Below are 21,516 nucleotides of genomic sequence, written 5' to 3' on the forward strand. Positions count from 1 at the left end.
GGAGAACCGACGATGACCCGACGAACGCTTGCTGCCCTCGCTGCCCTGGCCCTTTCGGCCGCCAGCCTTCCCGCGCTCGCCCAGACGCCGCCCAAGACACTCAAGGTGGTGGCGCATGCCGACCTGAAGATCCTCGACCCGACCTTCACCACGGCCTACATCTCGCGCAACTTCGGCCACATGGTGTACGACACGCTGTTCGCGCAGGACGCCACCGGCAAGCCGCAGCCGCAGATGGTCGAGAAGTACACGACCTCCAAGGACGGCAAGCAGTGGAGCTTCACGCTGCGCCCCGGCCTGAAGTTCTCCGACGGCGCCGCCGTGACTTCGGCCGACGCCGTGGCCTCGCTGCAGCGCTGGGCGGCACGCGACAGCCTGGGCCGCGCCATGACGGCCGTCGGCGCCGAGTGGAAGGCCACCGACGCGCGCACCCTCACACTCACGCTCAACGAGCCCTTCGGCATGGTGCTCGACGCGCTGGCCAAGCCCTCGGGCTTTCCGCCGGTGATCCTGCCCGAGCGCATCGCCAAGCTGCCGGCCACCGCGCCCCTGACCGAGGTCGTCGGCTCGGGGCCCTTCATCTTCAAGCGTGACGAATGGGTGCCGGGCAACAAGACGGTGTTCGTGCGCAACCCGAACTACGTGGCGCGCAGCGAGCCGCCCAGCGGCCTGGCCGGCAGCAAGAAGACCAGCCTCGACCGCGTCGAATGGCTCTACCTGCCCGACGCCAACAGCGCGATCTCGGCGCTCAAGCGCGGCGAGGTCGACTACATCGAGCAGCTGCCGCCCGACTACATCGCACCGCTGCGCACCGACAACAACATCAAGATCGGCTCCGGCGGCGCCTACCAGGGCTTCCTGGTGATGAACCAGCTGCACCCGCCCTTCGACAACCCGAAGGTGCGCCAGGCGCTGCTGCAGGCCGTGAACCAGGAACGCTTCGTCGCGGCCATGGGCTTCCCGCTGGACATGCGCATGGCCTACTGCGCCACCTGGTTCATCTGCGGCAGCCCCAACGACACCTCCGCCGGCGCGGAGCCCTACCGCAAGGCTGACGTCGCCAAGGCGAAGAAGATGCTCGCCGACGCCGGCTACAAGGGCGAGAAGGTGGTGCTGATGGTGCCCAGCGACGTGCCCTACCTCAACGCCGAGGCGCTGATGGCCGCGCAGACCATGAAGAGCATCGGCCTGAACGTCGATGCGCAGACCATGGACTGGGCGTCCATCGGTGCACGCCGCGCCAAGCGCGACGCGTCCGACGCCGGCGGCTGGAACATGTACGTCACGGTGGCCGGCGAGTTCGACGTGAACTCGCCCATCAGCAACGCCTACCTGGGCGCGGCCTGCGGCAACACGCTGCCCGGCTGGCCCTGCGACAAGAAACTCGACGAGCTGCGCACCGCCTGGCTGAAGGAAACCATGCCGGCCAAGCGCAAGGAACTGCTCGACGCCTTCCAGTCGCGCGCCTACGAGGCCGTGCCGTACATCAACGCCGGCCAGTACTCGGCCGCGTTCGCGGCGCGCGCCAGCATCAAGGGGCTGGACAAGATGTGGGCCGGCCTGCCCACCGTCTGGATGCTCGACAAGTAAGCCACGCGCACCGCCATGGGCTACATCGTTCGACGCTTTCTTTCCACGCTGCCGGTGATGGCGGTGGTGGCCGTGGTGGTGTTCCTGCTGATCCACCTCTCGCCGGGCGACCCGGCCGCGCTCATCGCGGGCGACCTCGCCACCACCGAGGACATCGACAAGCTGCGCGCCGCGCTCGGCCTGAACCTGCCGCTGTGGCAGCAGTTCGGGCTGTGGATCGGCAAGATCTTCACGGGCGACCTGGGCACCTCGATCTTCACGCAGGTGCCGGTGACGCAGCTGCTCGGCCAGCGGCTGGAGCCCACGGTGTCGATCGCGGCGCTCACCATGCTCATCACGCTGGTGACGGCCGTGCCGCTGGGCACGCTCGCGGCCTACTGCGCGGGCACCTGGATCGACCGCCTCGTGATGCTGTTCGCGGTGCTGGCCTTCTCGGTGCCGGTGTTCCTCGTGGGCTACCTGCTGGTCTACACCTTCGCGGTGCAGCTGCCGTGGTTTCCGGTGCAGGGCTACGTGAACTTCTCCGAAGGCCCCGGCGCCTGGCTGCGCGCGCTGGTGCTGCCCTGCGTGAACCTGGCGCTGGTGTACATCGCGCTGGTGACGCGCATGACGCGCGCCACCGTGCTCGAAGTGCTGCACGAGGACTACATCCGCACCGCGCGTGCCAAGGGCCTGGGCGTGCTGCCGGTGCTGGGCCATGCGCTGCGCAACGCGGCCATTCCCATCGCCACCACCATCGGCGCGGGCATTGCGCTCCTGATCGGCGGCGTGGTGGTCACCGAGACGGTGTTCGCCATTCCGGGCGTGGGCCGGCTGGTGATCGATTCGGTGCAGCGCCACGACTACCCGGTGATCCAGAGCGTGCTGCTGCTGTCGGCGGGGGTGTACGTGCTGATCAACCTCCTGATCGACCTGAGCTACCGCCTGTTCGATCCGCGCATCCAGTACTAGAACAAAGAACGAGCCCCACGACGCCATGTCCACTGCCCTGCCCTTGCGCGAGGTCGATGCGCCGATTCCCGCCGCCGTTGCCGATGCCGCCGAAGACCCTCCTTTCGTACCGCCGCGCTGGCGCTGGGTGCGCAAGCACCCGACGCTGATCGTCGGCGCGCTGCTGCTCATCGCGGTGGCCGCGCTGTCCATCGCCGCGCCCTGGATCGCCACCCACGACCCGCAGGACATCGACCCGCTCGCGCGCATGCAGCCGGCCTCGGCCGAGCACTGGTTCGGCACCGACGCGCTGGGCCGCGACGTGTTCAGCCGCGCCGTGTGGGGCGGCCGCGTGTCGATGATCGTCGGCGCCTCGGTGGCCGTGCTCGCCACCTTCTTCGGCATCGCGCTGGGCCTGGTGTCGGGCTTCGTGCGCTGGGCCGACGGCCCGATCATGCGGGTGATGGACGGGCTCATGGCCATCCCCGGCATCCTGCTGGCGATCGCGCTCATGGCCGTGACGCGCGCCAGCCTCACCACCGTGATCATCGCCATCACCGTGCCCGAGATTCCGCGCGTGGTGCGGCTGGTGCGCTCGCTGGCGCTCACGCTGCGCGAGCAGCTGTTCGTGGAGGCCGCGCACGCGGTGGGCACGCGGCTGCCGGTGATCCTCGTGCGACACGTGCTGCCGAACATCGTGGCGCCGCTGGTGGTGCAGGCCACCTTCGTGGCCGCCGCCGCCGTGCTCACCGAAGCCGCGCTGTCCTTCCTCGGCGTGGGCGTGCCTTCGCAGACGCCGAGCTGGGGCAACATGATGGCCGAGGGCCGCAACTTCGTGACCGTGGCGTTCCACATCATCCTGTACCCGGGCCTGCTGCTGGCGGCCACGGTGCTGGCTATCAACCTGCTCGGCGACGGCCTGCGCGATGCGCTCGACCCGCGCCTGGCGCGGCAGCTGTGAAGAGGAACGCGCCATGACGATCCCCATGTCCCAGGCCACCCTCGCCCCCGGCGAGCCCTTGCTCGAGGTCGACAACCTGCGCACCTACTTCAGCACGCTCGCGGGCACGGTGCGCTCGGTCGACGGCGTGTCGTACACCGTGCGCGCGGGCCGCACGCTCGGCGTGGTCGGCGAATCGGGCTGCGGCAAGAGCGTGACCGCGCTCTCGATCCTGCGGCTGGTGCCCACGCCGCCCGGCCGCCACATGGGCGCGGTGCGCCTGCGCGGCACCGACCTGATGCAGCTCAGCGAGCGCGAGATGCGGCAGATCCGCGGCAACCGCATCTCGATGATCTTCCAGGAGCCGATGACCTCGCTGAACCCGGTGCTCACCGTGGGCCGGCAGATCGGCGAGACGGTGCAGCTGCACCAGAAGGCCAGCCGCGCCGAGGCGCTGCAGCGCGCGGTCGAGATGCTGCGGCTGGTGCAGATCCCCGAGCCCGAGCGGCGCGTGAACGAGTACCCGCACCAGCTCTCGGGCGGCATGCGCCAGCGCGTGATGATCGCGCTGGCCCTGGCCTGCAACCCCGAGGTGCTGATCGCCGACGAGCCCACCACCGCGCTCGACGTGACGATCCAGGCGCAGATCCTCGACCTCATCAAGCGGCTGCAGAAGGAGCTGGGCATGGGCGTGGTGATGATCACGCACGACCTGGGCGTGGTGGCCGAGAGCTGCGACCGCGTCGTCGTCATGTACGCCGGCAAGAAGGTGGAAGAGGCCGACGTGGTCGACCTCTTCGACCGCCCGCTGCACCCCTACACCCGCGCGCTGATGGCCTCGATGCCCGCCATGAGCACGTCGAGCGCGCGGCTGCACGAGATCCCGGGCATGGTGCCCGCCGCGCACGAGCTCGGGCGCGGCTGCGCCTTTGCCGCGCGCTGCGCGCAGGCACGCGAACGCTGCCGCCGCGAGACGCCGCCGCTGTCCACGCAGGGCGACGGCCACGTGGTCGCCTGCTTCGCGGTGCAGGAACAATGGACCGACGAGGCTGCCGAGGTGAGCGCATGACGACAACGACAACGACGACCCCATCCACCAAGGCGCCGCTGCTGCAGGTGCGCGAGCTGCGCAAGCACTACACCTCGCCGCGGCGCTGGTTGCGACCGACCAAGCCGGCGATCCAAGCGGTCGACGGCGTGTCGTTCAACGTCGGGCACGGCGAGACGCTGTCGCTGGTCGGCGAGTCGGGCTGCGGCAAGACCACCACGGCCAAGTCGGTGATGCGGCTGGTCGAGCCCACCTCGGGCTCGGTGCGCCTGAACGGCGAAGAGCTGCTGACCCTGCCCGCGAACGCGATGCGCCAGCGCCGGCGCGACCTGCAGATCATCTTCCAGGACCCCTACGCCTCGCTGAACCCGCGCCTCACGGCCGGCGATATCGTGGCCGAGCCGCTGCGCAACTTCGGCGACGTGTCGGTGGCCGAGCGCCGCGAGCGCGTGCAGTGGCTGTTCTCGCGCGTGGGCCTGCGGCCCGAGGCGGCGAAGAAGTTTCCGCACGAGTTCTCGGGCGGCCAGCGCCAGCGCCTGGGCATTGCGCGCGCGCTGGCGCTCAACCCCAAGCTGATCGTCTGCGACGAGCCGGTGTCGGCGCTCGACGTGTCGGTGCAGGCCCAGGTGGTCAACCTGCTGATGGACCTGCAGGCCGAGTTCGGCATCGCCTACCTGTTCGTGGCGCACGACCTGGCCGTGGTGCGCCACATCAGCCACCGCGTGGCCGTGATGTACCTCGGGCACATCGTGGAGATCGCCGACCGCGACACGCTGTTCTCGGCACCGCGCCATCCGTACACCGAGATCCTGCTGTCGGCCGTGCCCGTGCCCAACCCACGCACGCCGGCGCGCCGCCTGCTGCTGCAGGGCGATCCGCCGAGCCCGGCCAACCCGCCCTCGGGCTGCCGCTTTCACACGCGCTGCCCGATGGCGCAGGCCGTGTGCAAGGAGAAGACGCCCGAACTGAGCGAGCGCCCCTCGACTTCCCAGGGCGGCCACTGGGTCGCCTGCCACTTCCGTTGAAAGCATTGCCCTCATGACCGACAAGACACCCCACTACGACCTCTTGATCCACGGCGGCACCGTGATCGACGGCACCAAGGCCCCGCGCTTCGACGCCGACGTGGGCATCGTCAATGGCCGCATCGCCGCCATCGGCAAGCTCGCGGGCCACACGGCCGACCAGACGCTCGACGCCACGGGCCGCATCGTCGCGCCGGGCTTCATCGACTCGCACACGCACGACGACCAGGCCGTGCTGTCGCATGCGCAGATGCCGTTCAAGGTGTCGCAGGGCGTGACCACGGTGGTGGCGGGCAACTGCGGCATCAGCGCCGCGCCGCTGCGCGCCGACATGGACCTGCCCATGCCGCTGAGCCTGCTCGAGACGCCGCCGGAAGACCGCTTCACGACCTTCGCGGCCTACCTCGACGCGCTGCGCGCCACGCCCTCGTCGGTCAACGTGGCGGCGATGGTCGGCCACTCGACCCTGCGCGCCGTGACCATGTCCGACCTCGACCGCCCCGCGACAGACAAGGAGATCGCCGCCATGCAGGCGCTGGTCGAAGAAGCGATGCAGGCCGGCGCCATCGGCCTGTCGACCGGCACCTTCTACCCGCCGGCCGTGAAGGCGACCACGGAGGAGATCATCGAGGTCGGCCGCCCGCTCACGGCGCGCAAGGCGCTGTACGTGACGCACATGCGCGACGAGAGCGACCGCGTGATGGAGTCGCTCGAAGAAACCTTCCACATCGGCCGCGCGCTCGATATCCCCGTGGTGGTGTCGCACCACAAGGTGCAGAACACGCAGAACTTCGGCAAGACCAAGGTCACGCTGCCCTTCATCCAGGAAGCGATGAAGCACCAGTGCATCGGGCTCGATTGCTACCCGTACACGGCCGGCTCCACCATGATCCGCACCGACCGCGGGATGATGGACGGCCGCGTGCTCATCGCTTCGAGCGTGCCGCACCCCGAATGCGCGGGCCGCGACCTGAAGGACATCGCGGCCGAATGGGGCGTGTCGGGCGAAGAGGCCGCGCTGCGCCTGTCGCCCGGCAGCGCCATCTATTTCATGATGGACGAGGACGACGTGCAGCGCGTGCTCGCCTTCGACGAAACCATGATCGGCTCCGACGGCATCCCGCTGGGCGACAAGCCGCACCCGCGCCTGTGGGGCACCTTCCCGCGCGTGCTGGGGCACTACAGCCGCGACGTGGGGCTGTTCCCGCTGGAGACAGCCGTGTGGAAGATGACGGGGCTCACGGCGCGCAACTTCGGCCTGCACGAACGCGGCGCGCTCAAGGTCGGGCATCACGCCGATGTGGTGGTCTTCAACGCCGCCACCGTGCGCGACACCGCGAACTACGAAACGCCGACCGAACCCGCCGAAGGCATCGACGCGGTGATCGTGAACGGCGCCGTCACCTGGCGCCACGGCGTGCACAGCGGTGCGCGCAACGGCCAGGTGATCGTGCGCCAGGACGCAGCCTGACACCTCGCACCTCGGCGGCGCCTGCACGGCGCCCGCCTTCGCATCCTGGTGCATGCGCAGCACCGGATCGGTGAACACGCCGGGCCTCAGGGGCCCGGTTTTTCTTTCTCCTTTGCGCTTTCCCCCTCTGGCGGCACGACCCTAGGGGATTTCCCTCGACAGCTGGCCCGGAGCTTGCGTAGTTTGCCCACATAGTTGAACATTTCAACTATTGAAGACTTCTACCAACCCGCCATGCACGCCCCGCTTCGCCTGAAAGACGACTACCTCAACGTCCTGCTCGACCTGGCGTCGCAGCGCACGCGCGACCGCGGCTCGCGCATCTACGAGATCGAGCTCGGCCTGTCGATCCGCGACGTGCGCCTCTTGCGCATGATCGGCGCCGCGCCCGGCATCACCATGGGCCAGCTGGTGCAGACCTGCGCCATCGAGAAGACGCTGGTCTCCAAGCTGGTGAGTTCGCTGGTGCAGCGCGAGCTGGTCGAGCGCCAGATCGGCGCCGAGGATGCGCGGCAGATCCGCCTGTGCCTCAGCCAGGCCGGCATCGACATGGTGCTGCGCGCCGAGCCCATCGGGCATGAGATGGAAGCGCGCTTTCTCGACTGCCTGAGCGTCGCCGACATCGAGAACCTGCGCCGCATCATGCACAAGCTCATCGACGCCGAAGAAGGCTCGCGCGACATCTTCGAATTCCTGCTGGTGCAGCTGCGCGAAAGCAAGGAATCGCCCCCGTCTTCCTCCCCCTCGTCTTCCGCTCCCTCCCGAAAGAAGTAAGGCTCCATGGCAATCCATTTTTCACCGCGCCGCGTCGCGGCGGCTTCCCTGTCGGCGCTCGCTTTGTGCTTCGCTGCCACCGCGTCCGCCCAGACCGTGCTTCGCACCGTGCCCTCGTCGGACCTGAAGATCGTCGATCCGATCTGGACCACCGCCAACATCACGCGCAACCACGGCCTGATGATCTACGACACCCTCTTCGCGATGGACGAGAAGGGCGTCATCAAGCCGCAGATGGTCGACAGGTACAGCGCGAGCGCCGACAACAAGGTGTGGAGCTTCACGCTGCGCCCGGGCCTGAAGTTCCACGACGGCGCGCCGGTCACCTCGCAGGACGTGATCGCCTCGCTGGCGCGCTGGGCCAAACGCGACACGCTGGGCCAGAAGATGTACGAGACGATGGACAGCATCGCCGCCGACGGCCCCAACGGCTTTCGCATGACGTTCAAGCAGCCCTTCGGCGTGGTGCTCGACGCGCTCGGCAAGCCCAACCCGCTGGTGCCTTTCATCATGCCCAAGCGCGTGGCCGACACGCCCGCCGACAAGCAGATCGACGAGCTGGTGGGCTCCGGCCCCTTCACGCTCGCCAAGGAAGACTTCCGCCCGGGCGACCGCGTCATCTACCGCAAGAACACCGCCTATGTGCCGCGCAAGGAACCCGCCTCGGGCCTGGCCGGCGGCAAGGTGGTGCACGTGGACCGCGTCGAATGGGTGATGCTGCGCGACCCGCAGACGCAGGCCAATGCGCTGCTCAACGGCGAGGTCGACATGCTCGAGACCGTGCCCTCGTCGGGCTACACCGGCATGCGCACCAACGACAAGATCGAGCTCGTCGACGTGATGCCGGCGGGCCCCTTCACGGTGCTCTACAACCACAAGGTGCCGCCGTTCAACAACCCCAAGGCGTTGAAGGCCGCGATGCTGGCCATCAACCAGGAGGCGATGCTGCGCGCGCAGGTCACCTTCCGCGACTTCTACAAGCCCTGCGCCTCGATCTACCTGTGCGGCTCGCTCTATGCGAGCGACAAGACGGGCTTCTACACCGGCAAGCCGCAGTTCGAAGAGGCGCGCAAGCTGCTCAAGGAATCGGGCTACGACGGCAAGCCCGTGGTGATCCTGCTGCCGGGCGACGCGCCCGCGCTGAACAAGCTGCCCGCGGTGTACGGCCAGCTGCTCAAGCAGGTGGGCTTCAACGTCGACGTGCAGACCACCGACTGGGCCACGCTCGTGACCCGGCGCGCCAAGAAAGACCTGCCCGAGAACGGCGGCTGGAACGCCTTCATCACCTTCTGGGGCGGCGTGGACGCGAGCAGCCCCATCGGCTACAGCCCGCTGACCGGCAACGGCGACCAGGGCTACTTCGGCTGGCCCGTGGTGCCCGAGCTCGAGGCGCTGAAGACCAAGTTCATCGCCACCGCCGACCTCGCGCAGCGCAAGGAGATCGCCACGCAGATCCAGCAGGTCGTTCTCGAGCACGGCGTGCTCGCCCCGCTCGGCGAAGGCAAGGCGCCCACGGCCGTGCGCCGCGGCACCATCACCGGCCTGCTGCCGTCGCCGGCGGTGCTGTACTGGAACGTGCGCAAGACGTCCGCGCCGTAAGCCGGGTCGCGCCCGCCCCCTCTCTCCCTCTGATCGCCACCCCTGACCGGCTGCGCCTCGCGCGGCAGCCGGGCGGGACTTCCTTTGCCCGCGCCACACGCCCGGCCCCTCGTCAAGGACCTGATTCACATGCTCCACTTCCTGTTGCGCCGCGGACTGGCCACCGCGCCCGTGCTCCTGATCGTGGCCGTCATCGTCTTCCTGCTGCTGCGCATGACGCCCGGCGACCCCGCGGCGGCCATCGCCGGCGACGCGGCCAGCGCGCAGGACATCGCACGCATCCGCGCCCAGCTGGGCCTGGACGCATCGATCGTGACGCAGTTCGTGCACTGGCTCGGCCAGGTGCTGCGCGGCGACCTCGGCTATTCGTTCTTCTACCGGATGCGCGTGACCGACCTGATCGGCCAGCGCCTGGAGCCCACGCTCTCGGTGGCGGCGGTGACGGTGGTGCTCACGGTGCTGATCGCCGTGCCGCTGGGCGTGCTCGCGGCCTCGCGGCGCGGCGGGCGGCTCGACCGCTTCATCATGGGTGCCTCGGTGCTCGGCTTCTCGGTGCCGGTGTTCGTGGCCGGCTACGTGATGATCTGGCTGTTCTCGATGCAGCTCGGCTGGCTGCCCTCGCAGGGCTACCAGCGCATCGGCGACGGCGTGGGCCCGTGGCTGCGCCACCTGGCGCTGCCCTGCGTCACGCTGGCCGTGATGTACGCGGCGCTCATCGCGCGGGTCACGCGCGCGGCGGTGTCGGAGGCGCTCACCGAAGACTACGTGCGCACCGCGCGCGCCAAGGGCATCGCCGAGTGGCGCATGCTGCTGCGCCACGCACTGGCCAACGCGGCCGTGCCGATCGCCACCGTCATCGGCCTGAGCGTGGCGGGCCTGATCGGCGGCGTGGTGGTCACCGAGACGATCTACGCGATCCCCGGCCTGGGCCAGCTCACGGTGGACGCCGTGCTCTCGCGCGACTACCCGCTGATCCAGGCGATCACCCTCTTCTTCTCGCTCGTGTACGTGGTGGTCAACCTGCTGGTGGACCTGAGCTACCTGCTGCTCGATCCGCGCATCCGGTACTGACCTTCCTTCGAAAGCCCCGCCATGACTTCGATCTCCCTGCGCGACGACGCGCCTGCCTCTGTCGCGGTTCCTCCCGCCGCACCCCGGGCCCCGGCCCGCTCGCTGCTGCGCCGCCTGCTCGCCAACGGCGGCGTGCGCATCGGCGGCATCCTGCTGGCCGCGATGCTGCTGCTGGCGGTGGCCGCGCCCTGGCTCGGCACCATCGACCCGAACGCGATGGACCCCGCGAATTCGCACCTGCCGCCCGGCGCGCGCGCCGAGTTCACCACGCTGGCGGGCGACAGCTTCGATCGCTTCTTTCCGCTGGGCACCGACAGCATGGGCCGCGACCTGTGGAGCCGCACGGCCTACGGCGCGCGCATCTCGCTGTCGGTGGGCGTGGCGGTGGCGCTGGGCTCGGTCGCGTTCGGCCTCGTGGTGGGCATGGTGGCGGGCTACTTCCGGCGGCTGGACGGCGTGATCATGCGGGTGATGGACGGGATGATGGCCATCCCCGGCATCCTGTTCGCGATCGTGCTGGTGGCCGTGTGGCGGCCCAGCCTGCTCACGGTGATCCTGGCCATCGTGGTGCCCGAGACGCCGCGCGTGGCGCGGCTGGTGCGCTCGGTGGTGCTGTCGGTGCGCGAAGAGCCGTACGTGGAAGCGGCCGTCGCGCTCGACACGCCGACCTGGAAGCTGATGGGGCGCCACATCCTGCCCAACACGGTGGCGCCGCTGATCGTGCAGGGCACCTTCATCTGCGCGGCGGCGATGCTGGTGGAGGCGGTGATGTCCTTCCTGGGCATCGGCCTGCCGTCCGAAGTGCCGACCTGGGGGAACATCATGTCCGAAGGCCGCACGCACTTCACCTCACACCCCTCGACCGTGCTGCTGCCCGGCCTCTTCCTGGCGCTCACGGTGCTGGCCGTGAACATGCTCGGCGACGGCCTGCGCGACGCACTCGATCCCAAGTTCAAGGCACGCGGAGGCTGAGCATGACATCCACCCCTTCCACAACGTCCGCCGCGCCCTGCCTCGTGGTGCGCGACCTCGCCATCGACCTGCCCGCCGGCGCCGACCGCGCGCACGCGGTGCACGGCATCTCGTTCGACGTGATGCCCGGCCAGGTCGTGTGCCTGCTCGGCGAGTCGGGCTCTGGCAAATCGGTCATCGCGCAGGCCGCGATGGGCCTGCTGCCCGCGTCGCTGCGTCCCTCGGCCGGGCGCATCGAGGTGCAGGGCGAAGACGTGCTCGCGGCCAGCCCGGCGCGGCTGCGCGCCCTGCGCGGCGCGCGCATGGCGATGGTGTTCCAGGAGCCGATGACCGCGCTCAACCCGGTGATGCGCTGCGGCGCGCAGGTCGACGAGATCCTGGCCGAGCACACGACGCTGGGCGCCGCCGCGCGCCGCGAGCGCGTGCTCGCCATCTTCGAGCGCGTGCGGCTGCCCGAGCCCCAGCGCATCTACGACGCCTACCCGCACCAGCTCTCGGGCGGGCAGCGCCAGCGCATCGTGATCGCCATCGCGCTGATCCTGCGCCCGGCCCTGCTGATCTGCGACGAGCCCACCACCGCGCTCGACGTGACCACGCAGGCCGAGATCCTCGCGCTCATCCGCGAGATGCAGCAGGAGAACGGCACCGCCGTGCTGTTCATCACGCACGACTTCGGCGTGGTGGCGGACATCGCCGACCAGGTGGTGGTGCTGCAGCTGGGCCGGCAGGTCGAGAGCGGCCCGAAGGACGAGGTGCTGCGCCGCCCGAAGGAGGCCTACACGCGCATGCTGCTCGACGCGGTGCCGCGGCTGGCGCCGGTGCTGCGCGCGCCCATCGACGCCCAGGCACCGCTGCTCGATGCGCGCGGCGTGGGCAAGGTCTACCGCACGGGCAGCTGGCCCGGCAAGCGCCGCACGGTGCATGCGGCGGCCGACGTGTCGCTGAAGCTGCATGCGGGCGAGACGGTCGGCATCGTGGGCGAGTCGGGCTCGGGCAAGTCGACCGTGGCGCGCTGCATCGCGCGGCTGATCGAGCCGACCGACGGCGACATCCGCGTGCCGGGCATCGAGGGCTCGCGCGGCGCGCAGCGCTCGGCGTTCCGGCGCATGGTGCAGGTCGTGTTCCAGGACCCGAACCGCTCGCTCAATCCGCGCCGCACGGTGGGCCAGTCGATCGTCGAGGGGCCGGTGAATTTCGGCGTACCGCATGCCAAGGCCTGGCAGCGCGCGGAGGAGCTGATGGCGCTGGTGCGGCTGCAGCCCGAGGTGCTGCACCGCTACCCGAGCGAGTTCTCGGGCGGCCAGCGCCAGCGGCTGTGCATTGCACGCGCGCTGGCCTGCGAGCCGCGCGTGCTGATCGCCGACGAGGCCGTGTCGGCGCTCGACGTGTCGGTGCAGGACCAGATCCTGAAGCTGCTCGCGGAGATCCAGCAGCGGCTGTCGATCGGCATCCTGTTCATCACCCACGACCTGCGCGTGGCCAGCCAGATCTGCGACCGCCTGATCGTGATGCACAAGGGCCGCATCGTCGAGCAAGGCAGCGCGCACGACGTGCTGCTGTCGCCGCGCGAGGCCTACACGCGCACGCTGCTGGCCGCGGCGCCGGGCCAGGGCTATGCGTTCGGGGGCGGCTGAACGCTGTCCTCTTCCTCTCTTTCAACCCACCTTCATCCCACCACCCCAAGAAGAAACGAAGACATGACCACACCCCTGTACGAACTCAGTGCCCTCCAGTTGCTCGAACGCTACCGTGACCGCGCCTTGTCGCCGGTCGAAGTGACGCAGGCCGTGCTTGCGCGCATCGAGCGCTGGGAGCCGCACATCCACGCCACCTACGGGCTGGACGCGGAGGCCGCGCTGGCCTCGGCGCGCGCCTCCGAGGCACGCTGGGCCCAGGGCAAGCCGCAGGGCGATCTCGACGGCGTGCCGGTCACGCTCAAGGAGAACATCGCCACGCGCGGCACGCCCACGCCGATCGGCAGCGCCGCCACCGTGCTGGCGCCCGCCGCGGCCGACGCCCCCGCCGCCGCGCGCCTGCGCGAAGCCGGCGCGGTGATCGTGACCAAGACGACGATGCCCGACTTCGGCTTTCTCGGCGCGGCGCCCTCGAGCTTCCACGCGCTCACGCGCAACCCATGGGACCTGGGCCGCAACACCGGCGGCTCGAGCTCGGGCGCCGGCGCCGCCGCTGCCGCGGGCTACGGCCCGCTGCACCTGGGCACCGACATCGGCGGCTCGGTGCGCATTCCGGCCAGCTTCTGCGGCGTGTTCGGCCTCAAGCCCAGCCACGGCCGCATCCCGGTCGACCCGCCCGCCGCGGCGCGCGTGATCGGCCCGATGACGCGCACCGTGGCCGACGCCGCACTGCTGATGCAGGTGGTGACGCGCCCCGACGCGCGCGACTACATGAGCCTGCCGCCGAACGACTTCGCGTGGCAGCGGCTCGAGCGCAACGTGAAGGGCCTGCGCATCGGCTTGTGGACCGACACCATGGGCGGCTGGCCCATCGATGCGGAAGTGAAAGAAGCCGTGCTGGCCGCGGCCCGCCTGTTCGAGCAGGCCGGCGCCATCGTCGAGCCGCTGGCCGACTGGACCACGCTGGACATGCGCATGGGCATGGCCCACTTCTTCACGATGCGCTGCCGCGTCGACCTGGCCGCGATGCCACCGGAGCGCGCGAAGCTCGCGGCCGGCTACATCCACCAGGCGGCGGAGTTCGCCGCCTCGCTCACGCCCGAAGACACCTTCCGCGCCTTCACGCGCATGCAGGCCTTGCGCGCGGCCACCGTGGCGGCCACGCAGCCCTTCGACTACGTGCTGTCGCCGGTGTCGCCGGTGCTGCCCTTCGCGGCGGACGCGATCAACAGCGGCTCGGAAAACCTGCTGAAGGACTCGCACTTCACGTCGGTGTTCAACCAGTCGGAACAGCCGGCCGCGTCGATCAACTGCGGCCATGCGAAAAATGGCCTGCCGATCGGCCTGCAGATCGCCGGGCGTCGCTTCGACGACCTGGGCGTGCTGCAGATGGCGCGCTTCTACGAATCGGTGCGTCCGGCGCAGGCGCGCTGGCCTGAACCGGCCTGACGGGGCTGGGTCAGGCGAATCAGTCCGGCGCGTTCATCACGCGGTCGAACTCTTCGTCGGCCGGCACGTTGTCGGCATCGAGCTCGCTGGCATCGGTGAGGTCGATGCCCGTTTCGTCCGACAGGTCGTCGGACGCATCGGCTTCGAGTTCGTCGAAGTCGTCGGCAGGCGTGCTGTCGTCATCGTCGTCTTCGGACGACGAGGCGGAGCGCGCGGTGGCATCGGCTTGGGGCGTCATGATCGAATTCCTCGGCAGATGAGTAAACGGCCCTCTATGGTGCGCCTGTTTTGCCCCTTGCGGTGGATCGACGGGCTGACGTCGGTGTCGGAAAGTTTCCCGTCTCCCGAGGCTGCCCATACGCGTTGTCGTCAGTCCTTGTGGACGTGGCCGTGCTCGCCGTGTCCTTCGTCGTGGCCGTGTTCGTGGCCATGCTCGCCGTGCGCGAGCCGGCTCACGAGCGTGACCAGCAGGATGCCCGCCGCGAGCCACGCGATCTGCGCCGCGGTCTGGCGCGCGGGCAGGCGTTTCTGCAGCTGCGGAATCAGGTCGGCCAGCGCCACGTAGACGAAGCTGCTGCCCGCCAGCACCAGGAAGTACGGCAGCCAGCCATGCAGCTGGTCGACCAGCCACCAGCCCGCAATGCCGCCGAGCATGGTCATCGTGCCCGCGAGCGACACCTTCACCAGCGCCGCACGTGAATTGGCCGAGCTCTGGCGCAGCACGACGAGGTCGCCGATGTGGTGCGGCACCTCGTGCGCGAGCACGGCCAGCGCGGCCACGAGGCCCAGGCGGATGTCGGCCACGAAGGCCGAGGCGATCAGAATGCCGTCGCCGAAGCAGTGCACGCTGTCGCCGGTGAGCACGGCCCAGCCGCCGCCGCCCGTGGTGGGTGCATGGTGGTGATGAGCGTGCGAATGGTCGTGATGATCATGGCCGTGGTGGTCATGCGCGCCCTCTTTCGCCGGTGCGGCATCGCCGTGATGGTGCTCATGCCCGTGGTGCCACAGCTCGGCCTTGTCGAGCAGGAAGAAGAACACCAGCCCGAACAGCAGCACCGCGAACAGCAGCGCGGGCTCGATGCGGCTTTCGAAGGCCTCGGGCAGCAGGTGCATGAAGGCGGTGGCCAGCAGCGCGCCGGCCGCCAGGCTCAGCAGGTGCTGCGGGTTCACGCCGCCGCCGCCGCTGCGCACGCCCACGCGCAGCAGCAGGGCCGCGAGCCAGACGCTTCCGATGCCGGCGACCAGGGTCGCCACGAGAATTACTATCAAATTCATAGCTGCTTGCGCAAGAGGGACGGCCGGTACGGCCTTGTTCCGTTCATAAAAAGAGAAAGGCCGTCACTTCGGACGGCCTTCGGCGGCAGGTGGCTACGGGCGCCGTCTTCGGTCAGGCGACACCATTGGCTTTGAACCAGGCCGTGGCACGCTGCCAGCCGTCTTCCGCGGCGCTCTTGAGGTAGCTCGGGCGGTAGTCGGCGTGGAACGCGTGGCCTGCTTCGGGGTACACGACGAAGCTCGATGCCTTGGCCGCTGCAGTTCCAGTGGCCAGAGCAGCTTTCATCTTATCAACCGTGTCAAGGGGGATGCCCTGGTCTTTTCCGCCGTACAGGCCAAGCACCGGCGCCTGCAGGCTGGCGGCGATGTCGACGGGGTGTCTCGGCTGCAATTCACTGGCCTGCCCCACCAGCCGGCCGTACCACGCCACGCCGGCCTTGACCTTGCCGGTGGCCGCATACAGCCACACGATGCGCCCGCCCCAGCAGAAGCCGGTGATGCCGGCCTTGCTCGTGTCGCCGCCGTTGGCCTTGGCCCAGGCCAGGGCGCCGTCGAGGTCGGCCATGACCTGCGCGTCGGGCACCTTGGTGACGATGTCGGCCTGCAGCTTGGGAATGTCGGTGTAGCCGCGCGGATCGCCCTGGCGCGCGTACAGCTCGGGCGCGATGGCCAGGTAGCCCAGCTTGGCGAAGCGGCGGCAGGTGTCGGCGATGTACTCGTGCACGCCGAAGATCTCCTGGATCACCAGCACCACCGGCAGCCCGGTCTTGCCGGCCGGCGCCGCGGCATAGGCGGGCACCTCGAAGCCGTTGACGGTGTACTTGATGGGGCCGGCCTTCAGGCCGTCGGCCGGGGTGGCGATGGCCGTCTGCGCGGCCACCGGCAGCACGGCGGCGGCGTAACCGACACCGAGGGCGGCCTTGAGCGCGGTGCGGCGCGTGGCCCCCTGCTCGGTGCTGTCGCCGGGGCGCAGCGAATCGAATTCGGAACGGTTGTCGTCGAAGGAGGTCATGCAAGGGCTCCGGTTGAATCGTCTGACAAGGGGGTGTGGCGTAGAAAAACGCACGCCGCAATGTAGGCGAAATCGGGCCGGGCCGTGTGACCCGGCGGTAAAGCAGCCGGGCTGTGCTGGGCTCGCGCTAGGTGCCGTAGGCCCGCCGTGCCAGCGCCTCGGCCAGCACCTGCGCCGGATCGACGAGGCGCAGCCCCGCCACCGCGGCCGAGCCCTGCAGGCCCAGCGGCACCTCGGTGCAGCCCATGATGATCGTGACCGGGCCGTGCCGCTCGGCCAGCCGCAGCGCGACCTCGGAGAAGCAGCGTTCAGCCAGCGGCAGGTTGCCGGCCTTCACGCCGTCGAAGATGCCGCGCATGATGGTCTGGCGCTCGTCGGCCGACGGCACGTGGCAGCCCAGGCCGGCCTCGGCCAGCGCCTGCTCGTACAGCCGCACGCGGTAGGTGCCTTCGGTGGCCATCAGCGCGACCTCGCTCGCGCCCTGCGCGGCCAGGTGCTGCGCGGTCTCGCGCGCCATGTGCAGCAGCTCGACCTGCGGAAAGCGCTCCTGCAGGTTGGCGTGCCACGCATGCGCGGTGTTGCAGGCGATGGCCACGGCGCGGCTGCCCAGCGCGGCCAGTCGGCCCAGCGCCTGCAGCATCGGTTCGAGCGGCTGGTGCGCGCCCTGCGCGTCGGAGGCCAGCGCGCCGGTGCGATCGGGCACCGGCACCTGCGCCAGCCAGTGTTCGGGAAAGGACTGGTCGCGCACCGGCTCGCCACGCGCACGCATCTGCTGCGCGCAGGCCTGCACGAAGAGCCGGACGAAGTCGGCGCCCGCCGCGGGGCCCATGCCCCCGAGGATGCCGACGACCTGTGTGGCTGCGACCATGTCTTTTCTCTTTCGCTCTCTCTGTGCGATCAGGTCGCTGGCTTGTCGCTGAAGGCCTTGAGGTTTTCCTTCAGCTGGTCGCTCATCGGCAGGTTCAGCGGCACGTTCTTCGGCGGGATCGGCTGCATGAACCACTTGGTGTAGAGCTTCTCGAACTCGCCGCTCTTCATCATGGCGGTGAAGGTGTCGTCCACCAGCTTCTTGAAGGCCGGGTCGTCCTTGGGCAGCATGCAGGCGTAGGGCTCGACCTGCAGCGACTCGCCCACCACTTCGTAGTCGGCCGGGTTCTTCGAGTTGGCGATGAGGCCGAACAGCAGGATGTCGTCCATGGCGAAGGCCACGGCGCGGTCGCTCTCGACCAGCAGGAACGCGTCGGCGTGGTCCTTGCCGAGCACGATGTTCATGTCGAGGTTCTTCTCGGTGTTGTACTTGCGCATGACCAGCGCGTTGGTGGTGCCGGTGGTGCTGGCCACGGTCTTCTTCGCCAGGTCGGCGTAGTCCTTGATCTTGGACGACTTCTTCGTCAGCAGGCGCGTGCCCGTGTAGAAGTGGTTGACCGCAAAGGCCACGTCCTTGCCGCGCGCGGTGTTGTTGGTGGTGGAGCCGCACTCCAGGTCGATGGTGCCGTTGGTGATCAGCGGGATGCGGTTCTGCGAAGTGACCGCCATCAGCGAGACCTGCAGGTTGGGCTTGTTCAACTTCTTCTTCACCGCTTCGACCACGGCGTTGGAGAGTTCCACCGAGAACCCGATCGGCTTGTTGGGGCCGTCCAGGTAGCTGAAGGGCACCGACGACTCGCGGTAGGCGAGCGAGATCTTGCCGGACTCGGCGATCTTGGCGAGCGTGTCGGCAGCCTGCGCGGCCGGTGCAGTGAAGAGGACCGCGGCAGCCAGGGACGCCATCAAAACGGAGAGTTTCATTCGAGCCTTCATCGGTTGGATTGAACAGACAGCCAGTGTAAGAAGGAGTGACACATCGGGACAATTCCAATTAACCCCGGGGTCATGCCCAAAGGTTATGGGCTGGGTTCTTTTGGCATTTCCGGGCACGGCGAGGGGCCTCTACAGTCGCACGCTGTCTCTTCTGTTCCCTTTCTTCTTCACTTCCGGAAAGTTGCCTCCATGCATGTGTGCGTGCTCGGCGCCGGCATCGTGGGCCTGGCGACCGCCTGGCAACTCGAGCGCCAGGGCCACCAGGTCACGGTGATCGACCGCGCGGCGCCCGGCGCGGGCGCCAGCGGCGGCAACGGCGCGCAGCTGAGCTACTCGTACGTGCAGCCGCTGGCCGACCCGTCGATCTGGACGCAGCTGCCCAAGCTGCTGTTCTCCCCAACCTCGCCGCTGAAGCTGCGCCCGCAGCTCGATCCGCTGCAGTGGCGCTGGGGCCTGGCCTTCCTGGCCGCGTGCAACGCCGCGACCTCGCGCGACACCACCGCGCAGCTGCTCGCGCTGGCCGCTGCGAGCCGCACCGGCTTCGAGGCCATGCAGGCCGACATCGCGCCCGACTGCGACTTCTCCGCCACGGGCAAGCTGGTGCTCTATGCGAGCGCGGCGTCGCTCGAAGGGGCGAGCGCACAGGTCGCGCTGCAGCGCACGCTGGGCAGCGAGCAGCGCATCGTCACGCCCGATGAGTGCGTGGCCATCGAGCCCGCGCTCGCGGACTACCGCGGCCAGATGGCCGGTGCGGTCCACACGCCGAGCGAGTGCGCGGCCGACTGCCTCAAGGTGTGCGCCGAGCTGATGCGCGCACTGAGCGCGCGCGGCGTGCGCTTCATGCTCGGTGCCGACGTGCACGGCTTCGCGCGCAGCGAGGGCCGTGTCGCCGCAGTGCAAACGAGCGAAGGCGACATCGAAGCGGATGCCTTCGTGATGGCGCTGGGCTCGGCCTCGCACAAGCTCGGTCGTGCGCTCGGCGCCTACCTGCCCGTGTATCCGCTCAAGGGCTACAGCATCACGGTCGACGTCGATCCCGCGCCCGGCGCGGCGCCGCACGTGAACGTGACCGACAGCGCGCGCAAGGTCGTCTTCGCGCGCATCGGCTCGCGCCTGCGCGTGGCCGGCATGGCCGAGCTCGTGGGGCACGACGCGAGCATTCCCGCCACGCGCATCGAGACACTGGCCGACGCCACGCGCGCCGTGTTCCCGCGCGCCAGCCGGCTGGCCGAGCTGCACCCCTGGACCGGCATGCGCCCGGCCACGCCGAAGGGCCTGCCGATCATCGGGCGGCTGCCGCACGCGCCGTCGAACATGCTGTTCAACACCGGCCACGGCGCGCTGGGGTTCACGCTGGCCTTCGGCTCGGCGCAGCGGATCGCGCAGGCGCTGGACGCGGCCCCGCCGCACGCTTGAGCTTGCGGCCCAGGCGCCGCCAGCCGATCACCACGCCGGTCAGGCTCAGCAGCGCACCGCCCGCGCTGAGCGCGACCAGCAGCACGTCCCACAGCGGGCGGTGCGCGAGCAGCGGCAGCCAGTCCCAGCTGTGCAGCATCGCGAACAGCCAGCGGCTCCACCGGCGCGTGCTGTCGCTGCGACCGAGCACGGAGCCGGTCTGCGGATCGACGTGGACCCAGGTGGCGTGCGTGTCGGCGAACACCACGCGCCAGACGGGCAGCGGCTTCTCGCTGCCGCCGGTCATGGTGTGCGCTTCGCGCGTGTAGTAGTGGCTGTCGTAGGCAGTGAGCACGTCGATGCGCGCGACCGGATCGGGCAGCAGTTGTGCGACGGCGCTGCGCAGCGCCTCCGGGTCGATCTGTTGCGGCTGCGCGCTGGCCGCGTCACGCACCAGCGGCCGGCCGCTGGCGGTGCTGGCGAGCACCAGCGTCTGCCCCGCCGCGCGCACCCAGCGCAGTTCGCGGATGTCGCCACGCGTTGACGCCAGCAACGCAGCGGGCGCCGCATCGCCAGCTTCTACGACGAGCGGCCCGCCCTGCATCGCCGCCATGCGCAACGCCGGCGCCCCGCTGTCGAACACGCGCCAGGGGTTCATCGACATCAGCCCGCTGAAAATCCACGTCAGCGTGACGAGCGCGAACAGCAGCCCGCTGATGTGATGCCAGCGCATCATGAAGCCCTGGTACGGCGAGTGCGAGCCGCTCTTGTAGGTGCGCCGGAAGCGCCAGCGCATCACGCCCACCACCGTGCCCGTGAGCGTGACGGCGATGCCGACGATCGACAGCCAGTTGACGATGTCGGCCCAGTAGCGGTCCAGGCCCGTGCCGCGCAGCGGATACAGCCAGTGGATCCATGCGCCGGCGTAGTTCCACAGCCGTTCGGCGCGCGGCGCGTCGCGCACCACCTCGCCGGTGCGGCCCGAGATGTACAGCCGCGTGGCCTGCGCATCGGCCAGGTCGACCACATGCAGCGGGCGGTGCGCGTCGAGCCCGCGCGAATGGGTGAAGGCGTCTTCGTCGATGGTGCCCCGGTACCTGAGCACCACGCCCTCGCCCCCATAGGCCTGCGCGCTGATGAGTGCGCGGGCGCGGTCGACCTGGCGCAGCACGGCGCCGGTCTGCGCATCGACGACGACCACGCCGCGCCCCGGCGGTGATCGGCGCGCGCCGGGTTCTGCCGCGCTCGCCGGCACCGCGAGGTACACCGCCTGCCCGCCGCTGGCCACGGCCAGCCGCAGGTCCTGCAACGGCCCTGTGATACCAGCCGCATCGAGCGCCTGTCGCGGTCCCAGCAAGGGCGTCGACGCATCGAGCGGCGGCAGGTGCTGCAAACGCTCGGCCTCGGTGAGCTTGGGGTAGCCCACATACATCATCACCACGCCCGAGACGAACCACATCGCGAAGAAGGCGCAGACGACCACGCCGAGCCAGCGGTGGACCAGGAACAACCAGCGTTTGGCATGCATGGC

19 protein-coding genes are annotated in these 21,516 nt (G+C 69.6%); 13 read left to right on the forward strand and 6 right to left on the reverse strand.

Features of this window, described 5'->3' with window-relative positions:
• Nucleotides 1-12 precede the first annotated feature (12 nt).
• The 12 genes from AC07Y4_RS01175 to AC07Y4_RS01230 all read left to right on the forward strand — a co-directional run bounded on the left by AC07Y4_RS01175 (nt 13) and on the right by AC07Y4_RS01230 (nt 14,503).
• Nucleotides 13-1,590 (forward strand): ABC transporter substrate-binding protein, encoded by a 1,578-nt coding sequence (locus AC07Y4_RS01175; RefSeq protein WP_487850152.1) that lies wholly within the window; start codon nt 13-15, stop codon nt 1,588-1,590.
• Between the two features lie 15 nt (nt 1,591-1,605).
• On the forward strand, nt 1,606-2,541 hold the full coding sequence (locus tag AC07Y4_RS01180; RefSeq protein WP_056574393.1) for an ABC transporter permease: 936 nt from the start codon (nt 1,606-1,608) through the stop codon (nt 2,539-2,541).
• A gap of 25 nt (nt 2,542-2,566) precedes the next feature.
• Entirely contained in the window at nt 2,567-3,481 is a 915-nt protein-coding gene (locus AC07Y4_RS01185) for an ABC transporter permease (protein WP_487850151.1), read from the forward strand.
• A 13-nt stretch (nt 3,482-3,494) separates the two neighbouring features.
• Nucleotides 3,495-4,529, forward strand: coding sequence for an ABC transporter ATP-binding protein (locus AC07Y4_RS01190; protein WP_487850150.1), 1,035 nt, complete (start codon nt 3,495-3,497; stop codon nt 4,527-4,529).
• Nucleotides 4,526-5,533, forward strand: a complete 1,008-nt coding sequence (locus AC07Y4_RS01195; RefSeq protein WP_487850149.1) for an ABC transporter ATP-binding protein — start codon at nt 4,526-4,528, stop codon at nt 5,531-5,533. Before AC07Y4_RS01190 ends, AC07Y4_RS01195 begins: the two co-directional genes overlap by 4 nt.
• Before the next feature lie 13 nt (nt 5,534-5,546).
• Nucleotides 5,547-7,004 carry an N-acyl-D-amino-acid deacylase family protein gene (locus tag AC07Y4_RS01200; protein WP_487850148.1) on the forward strand — a complete coding sequence of 486 codons (1,458 nt, stop codon included), beginning with the start codon at nt 5,547-5,549 and terminating at the stop codon, nt 7,002-7,004.
• Nucleotides 7,005-7,238: 234 nt separating this feature from the next.
• On the forward strand, nt 7,239-7,778 hold the full coding sequence (locus tag AC07Y4_RS01205; protein WP_487850147.1) for a MarR family winged helix-turn-helix transcriptional regulator: 540 nt from the start codon (nt 7,239-7,241) through the stop codon (nt 7,776-7,778).
• 6 nt (nt 7,779-7,784) lie between these two features.
• A complete protein-coding gene (locus AC07Y4_RS01210) occupies nt 7,785-9,377 on the forward strand; it encodes an ABC transporter substrate-binding protein (RefSeq protein ID WP_487850146.1) in 1,593 nt (530 codons plus the stop codon).
• A gap of 129 nt (nt 9,378-9,506) precedes the next feature.
• A complete protein-coding gene (locus tag AC07Y4_RS01215) occupies nt 9,507-10,448 on the forward strand; it encodes an ABC transporter permease (protein ID WP_062468895.1) in 942 nt (313 codons plus the stop codon).
• 21 nt (nt 10,449-10,469) lie between these two features.
• Complete coding sequence (locus AC07Y4_RS01220; RefSeq protein WP_487850145.1) at nt 10,470-11,420, forward strand: ABC transporter permease; 951 nt, start codon at nt 10,470-10,472, stop codon at nt 11,418-11,420.
• A gap of 2 nt (nt 11,421-11,422) precedes the next feature.
• Entirely contained in the window at nt 11,423-13,054 is a 1,632-nt protein-coding gene (locus AC07Y4_RS01225; RefSeq protein ID WP_487850144.1) for a dipeptide ABC transporter ATP-binding protein, read from the forward strand.
• A 63-nt stretch (nt 13,055-13,117) separates the two neighbouring features.
• Nucleotides 13,118-14,503 (forward strand): amidase, encoded by a 1,386-nt coding sequence (locus AC07Y4_RS01230; RefSeq protein ID WP_487850143.1) that lies wholly within the window; start codon nt 13,118-13,120, stop codon nt 14,501-14,503.
• 19 nt (nt 14,504-14,522) lie between these two features.
• On the opposite strand, the gene AC07Y4_RS01235 is transcribed toward AC07Y4_RS01230, so the two are convergent.
• The 5 genes from AC07Y4_RS01235 to AC07Y4_RS01255 all read right to left on the reverse strand — a co-directional run bounded on the left by AC07Y4_RS01235 (nt 14,523) and on the right by AC07Y4_RS01255 (nt 18,578).
• On the reverse strand, nt 14,523-14,741 hold the full coding sequence (locus AC07Y4_RS01235) for a hypothetical protein (protein ID WP_062468907.1): 219 nt from the start codon (nt 14,739-14,741) through the stop codon (nt 14,523-14,525).
• Nucleotides 14,742-14,872: 131 nt separating this feature from the next.
• Nucleotides 14,873-15,778 (reverse strand): ZIP family metal transporter, encoded by a 906-nt coding sequence (locus AC07Y4_RS01240; protein ID WP_159274565.1) that lies wholly within the window; start codon nt 15,776-15,778, stop codon nt 14,873-14,875.
• A 112-nt stretch (nt 15,779-15,890) separates the two neighbouring features.
• Nucleotides 15,891-16,790: a dienelactone hydrolase family protein gene (locus AC07Y4_RS01245; protein ID WP_487850142.1), complete on the reverse strand. Its 900-nt coding sequence runs from the start codon at nt 16,788-16,790 to the stop codon at nt 15,891-15,893.
• Between the two features lie 127 nt (nt 16,791-16,917).
• On the reverse strand, nt 16,918-17,658 hold the full coding sequence (locus AC07Y4_RS01250) for an aspartate/glutamate racemase family protein (RefSeq protein ID WP_307584776.1): 741 nt from the start codon (nt 17,656-17,658) through the stop codon (nt 16,918-16,920).
• A 29-nt stretch (nt 17,659-17,687) separates the two neighbouring features.
• Complete coding sequence (locus tag AC07Y4_RS01255) at nt 17,688-18,578, reverse strand: transporter substrate-binding domain-containing protein (RefSeq protein ID WP_062468917.1); 891 nt, start codon at nt 18,576-18,578, stop codon at nt 17,688-17,690.
• Nucleotides 18,579-18,779: 201 nt separating this feature from the next.
• Between AC07Y4_RS01255 and AC07Y4_RS01260 the strand changes: the two genes are divergently transcribed.
• Nucleotides 18,780-20,006 (forward strand): D-amino acid dehydrogenase, encoded by a 1,227-nt coding sequence (locus AC07Y4_RS01260; protein ID WP_487850141.1) that lies wholly within the window; start codon nt 18,780-18,782, stop codon nt 20,004-20,006.
• Here the strand turns inward: AC07Y4_RS01260 and AC07Y4_RS01265 are convergent.
• On the reverse strand, nt 19,939-21,513 hold the full coding sequence (locus AC07Y4_RS01265; protein ID WP_487850140.1) for a PepSY domain-containing protein: 1,575 nt from the start codon (nt 21,511-21,513) through the stop codon (nt 19,939-19,941). The genes AC07Y4_RS01260 and AC07Y4_RS01265 overlap by 68 nt on opposite strands.
• Nucleotides 21,514-21,516 lie beyond the last annotated feature (3 nt).

This window comes from Variovorax sp. GW460-12-1-14-LB1 (assembly GCF_059423605.1).

Coding starts and splice junctions, on each gene's coding strand:
- AC07Y4_RS01250 (WP_307584776.1), bottom strand. CDS start 17,658: ATGGTCGCAGCCACACAGGTCGTCGGCATCCTCGGGGGCATGGGCCCC.
- AC07Y4_RS01190 (WP_487850150.1), top strand. CDS start 3,495: ATGACGATCCCCATGTCCCAGGCCACCCTCGCCCCCGGCGAGCCCTTG.
- AC07Y4_RS01245 (WP_487850142.1), bottom strand. CDS start 16,790: ATGACCTCCTTCGACGACAACCGTTCCGAATTCGATTCGCTGCGCCCC.
- AC07Y4_RS01235 (WP_062468907.1), bottom strand. CDS start 14,741: ATGACGCCCCAAGCCGATGCCACCGCGCGCTCCGCCTCGTCGTCCGAA.
- AC07Y4_RS01175 (WP_487850152.1), top strand. CDS start 13: ATGACCCGACGAACGCTTGCTGCCCTCGCTGCCCTGGCCCTTTCGGCC.
- AC07Y4_RS01240 (WP_159274565.1), bottom strand. CDS start 15,778: ATGAATTTGATAGTAATTCTCGTGGCGACCCTGGTCGCCGGCATCGGA.
- AC07Y4_RS01200 (WP_487850148.1), top strand. CDS start 5,547: ATGACCGACAAGACACCCCACTACGACCTCTTGATCCACGGCGGCACC.
- AC07Y4_RS01195 (WP_487850149.1), top strand. CDS start 4,526: ATGACGACAACGACAACGACGACCCCATCCACCAAGGCGCCGCTGCTG.
- AC07Y4_RS01260 (WP_487850141.1), top strand. CDS start 18,780: ATGCATGTGTGCGTGCTCGGCGCCGGCATCGTGGGCCTGGCGACCGCC.
- AC07Y4_RS01185 (WP_487850151.1), top strand. CDS start 2,567: ATGTCCACTGCCCTGCCCTTGCGCGAGGTCGATGCGCCGATTCCCGCC.
- AC07Y4_RS01220 (WP_487850145.1), top strand. CDS start 10,470: ATGACTTCGATCTCCCTGCGCGACGACGCGCCTGCCTCTGTCGCGGTT.
- AC07Y4_RS01205 (WP_487850147.1), top strand. CDS start 7,239: ATGCACGCCCCGCTTCGCCTGAAAGACGACTACCTCAACGTCCTGCTC.
- AC07Y4_RS01255 (WP_062468917.1), bottom strand. CDS start 18,578: ATGAAACTCTCCGTTTTGATGGCGTCCCTGGCTGCCGCGGTCCTCTTC.
- AC07Y4_RS01230 (WP_487850143.1), top strand. CDS start 13,118: ATGACCACACCCCTGTACGAACTCAGTGCCCTCCAGTTGCTCGAACGC.
- AC07Y4_RS01180 (WP_056574393.1), top strand. CDS start 1,606: ATGGGCTACATCGTTCGACGCTTTCTTTCCACGCTGCCGGTGATGGCG.
- AC07Y4_RS01210 (WP_487850146.1), top strand. CDS start 7,785: ATGGCAATCCATTTTTCACCGCGCCGCGTCGCGGCGGCTTCCCTGTCG.
- AC07Y4_RS01225 (WP_487850144.1), top strand. CDS start 11,423: ATGACATCCACCCCTTCCACAACGTCCGCCGCGCCCTGCCTCGTGGTG.
- AC07Y4_RS01265 (WP_487850140.1), bottom strand. CDS start 21,513: ATGCATGCCAAACGCTGGTTGTTCCTGGTCCACCGCTGGCTCGGCGTG.
- AC07Y4_RS01215 (WP_062468895.1), top strand. CDS start 9,507: ATGCTCCACTTCCTGTTGCGCCGCGGACTGGCCACCGCGCCCGTGCTC.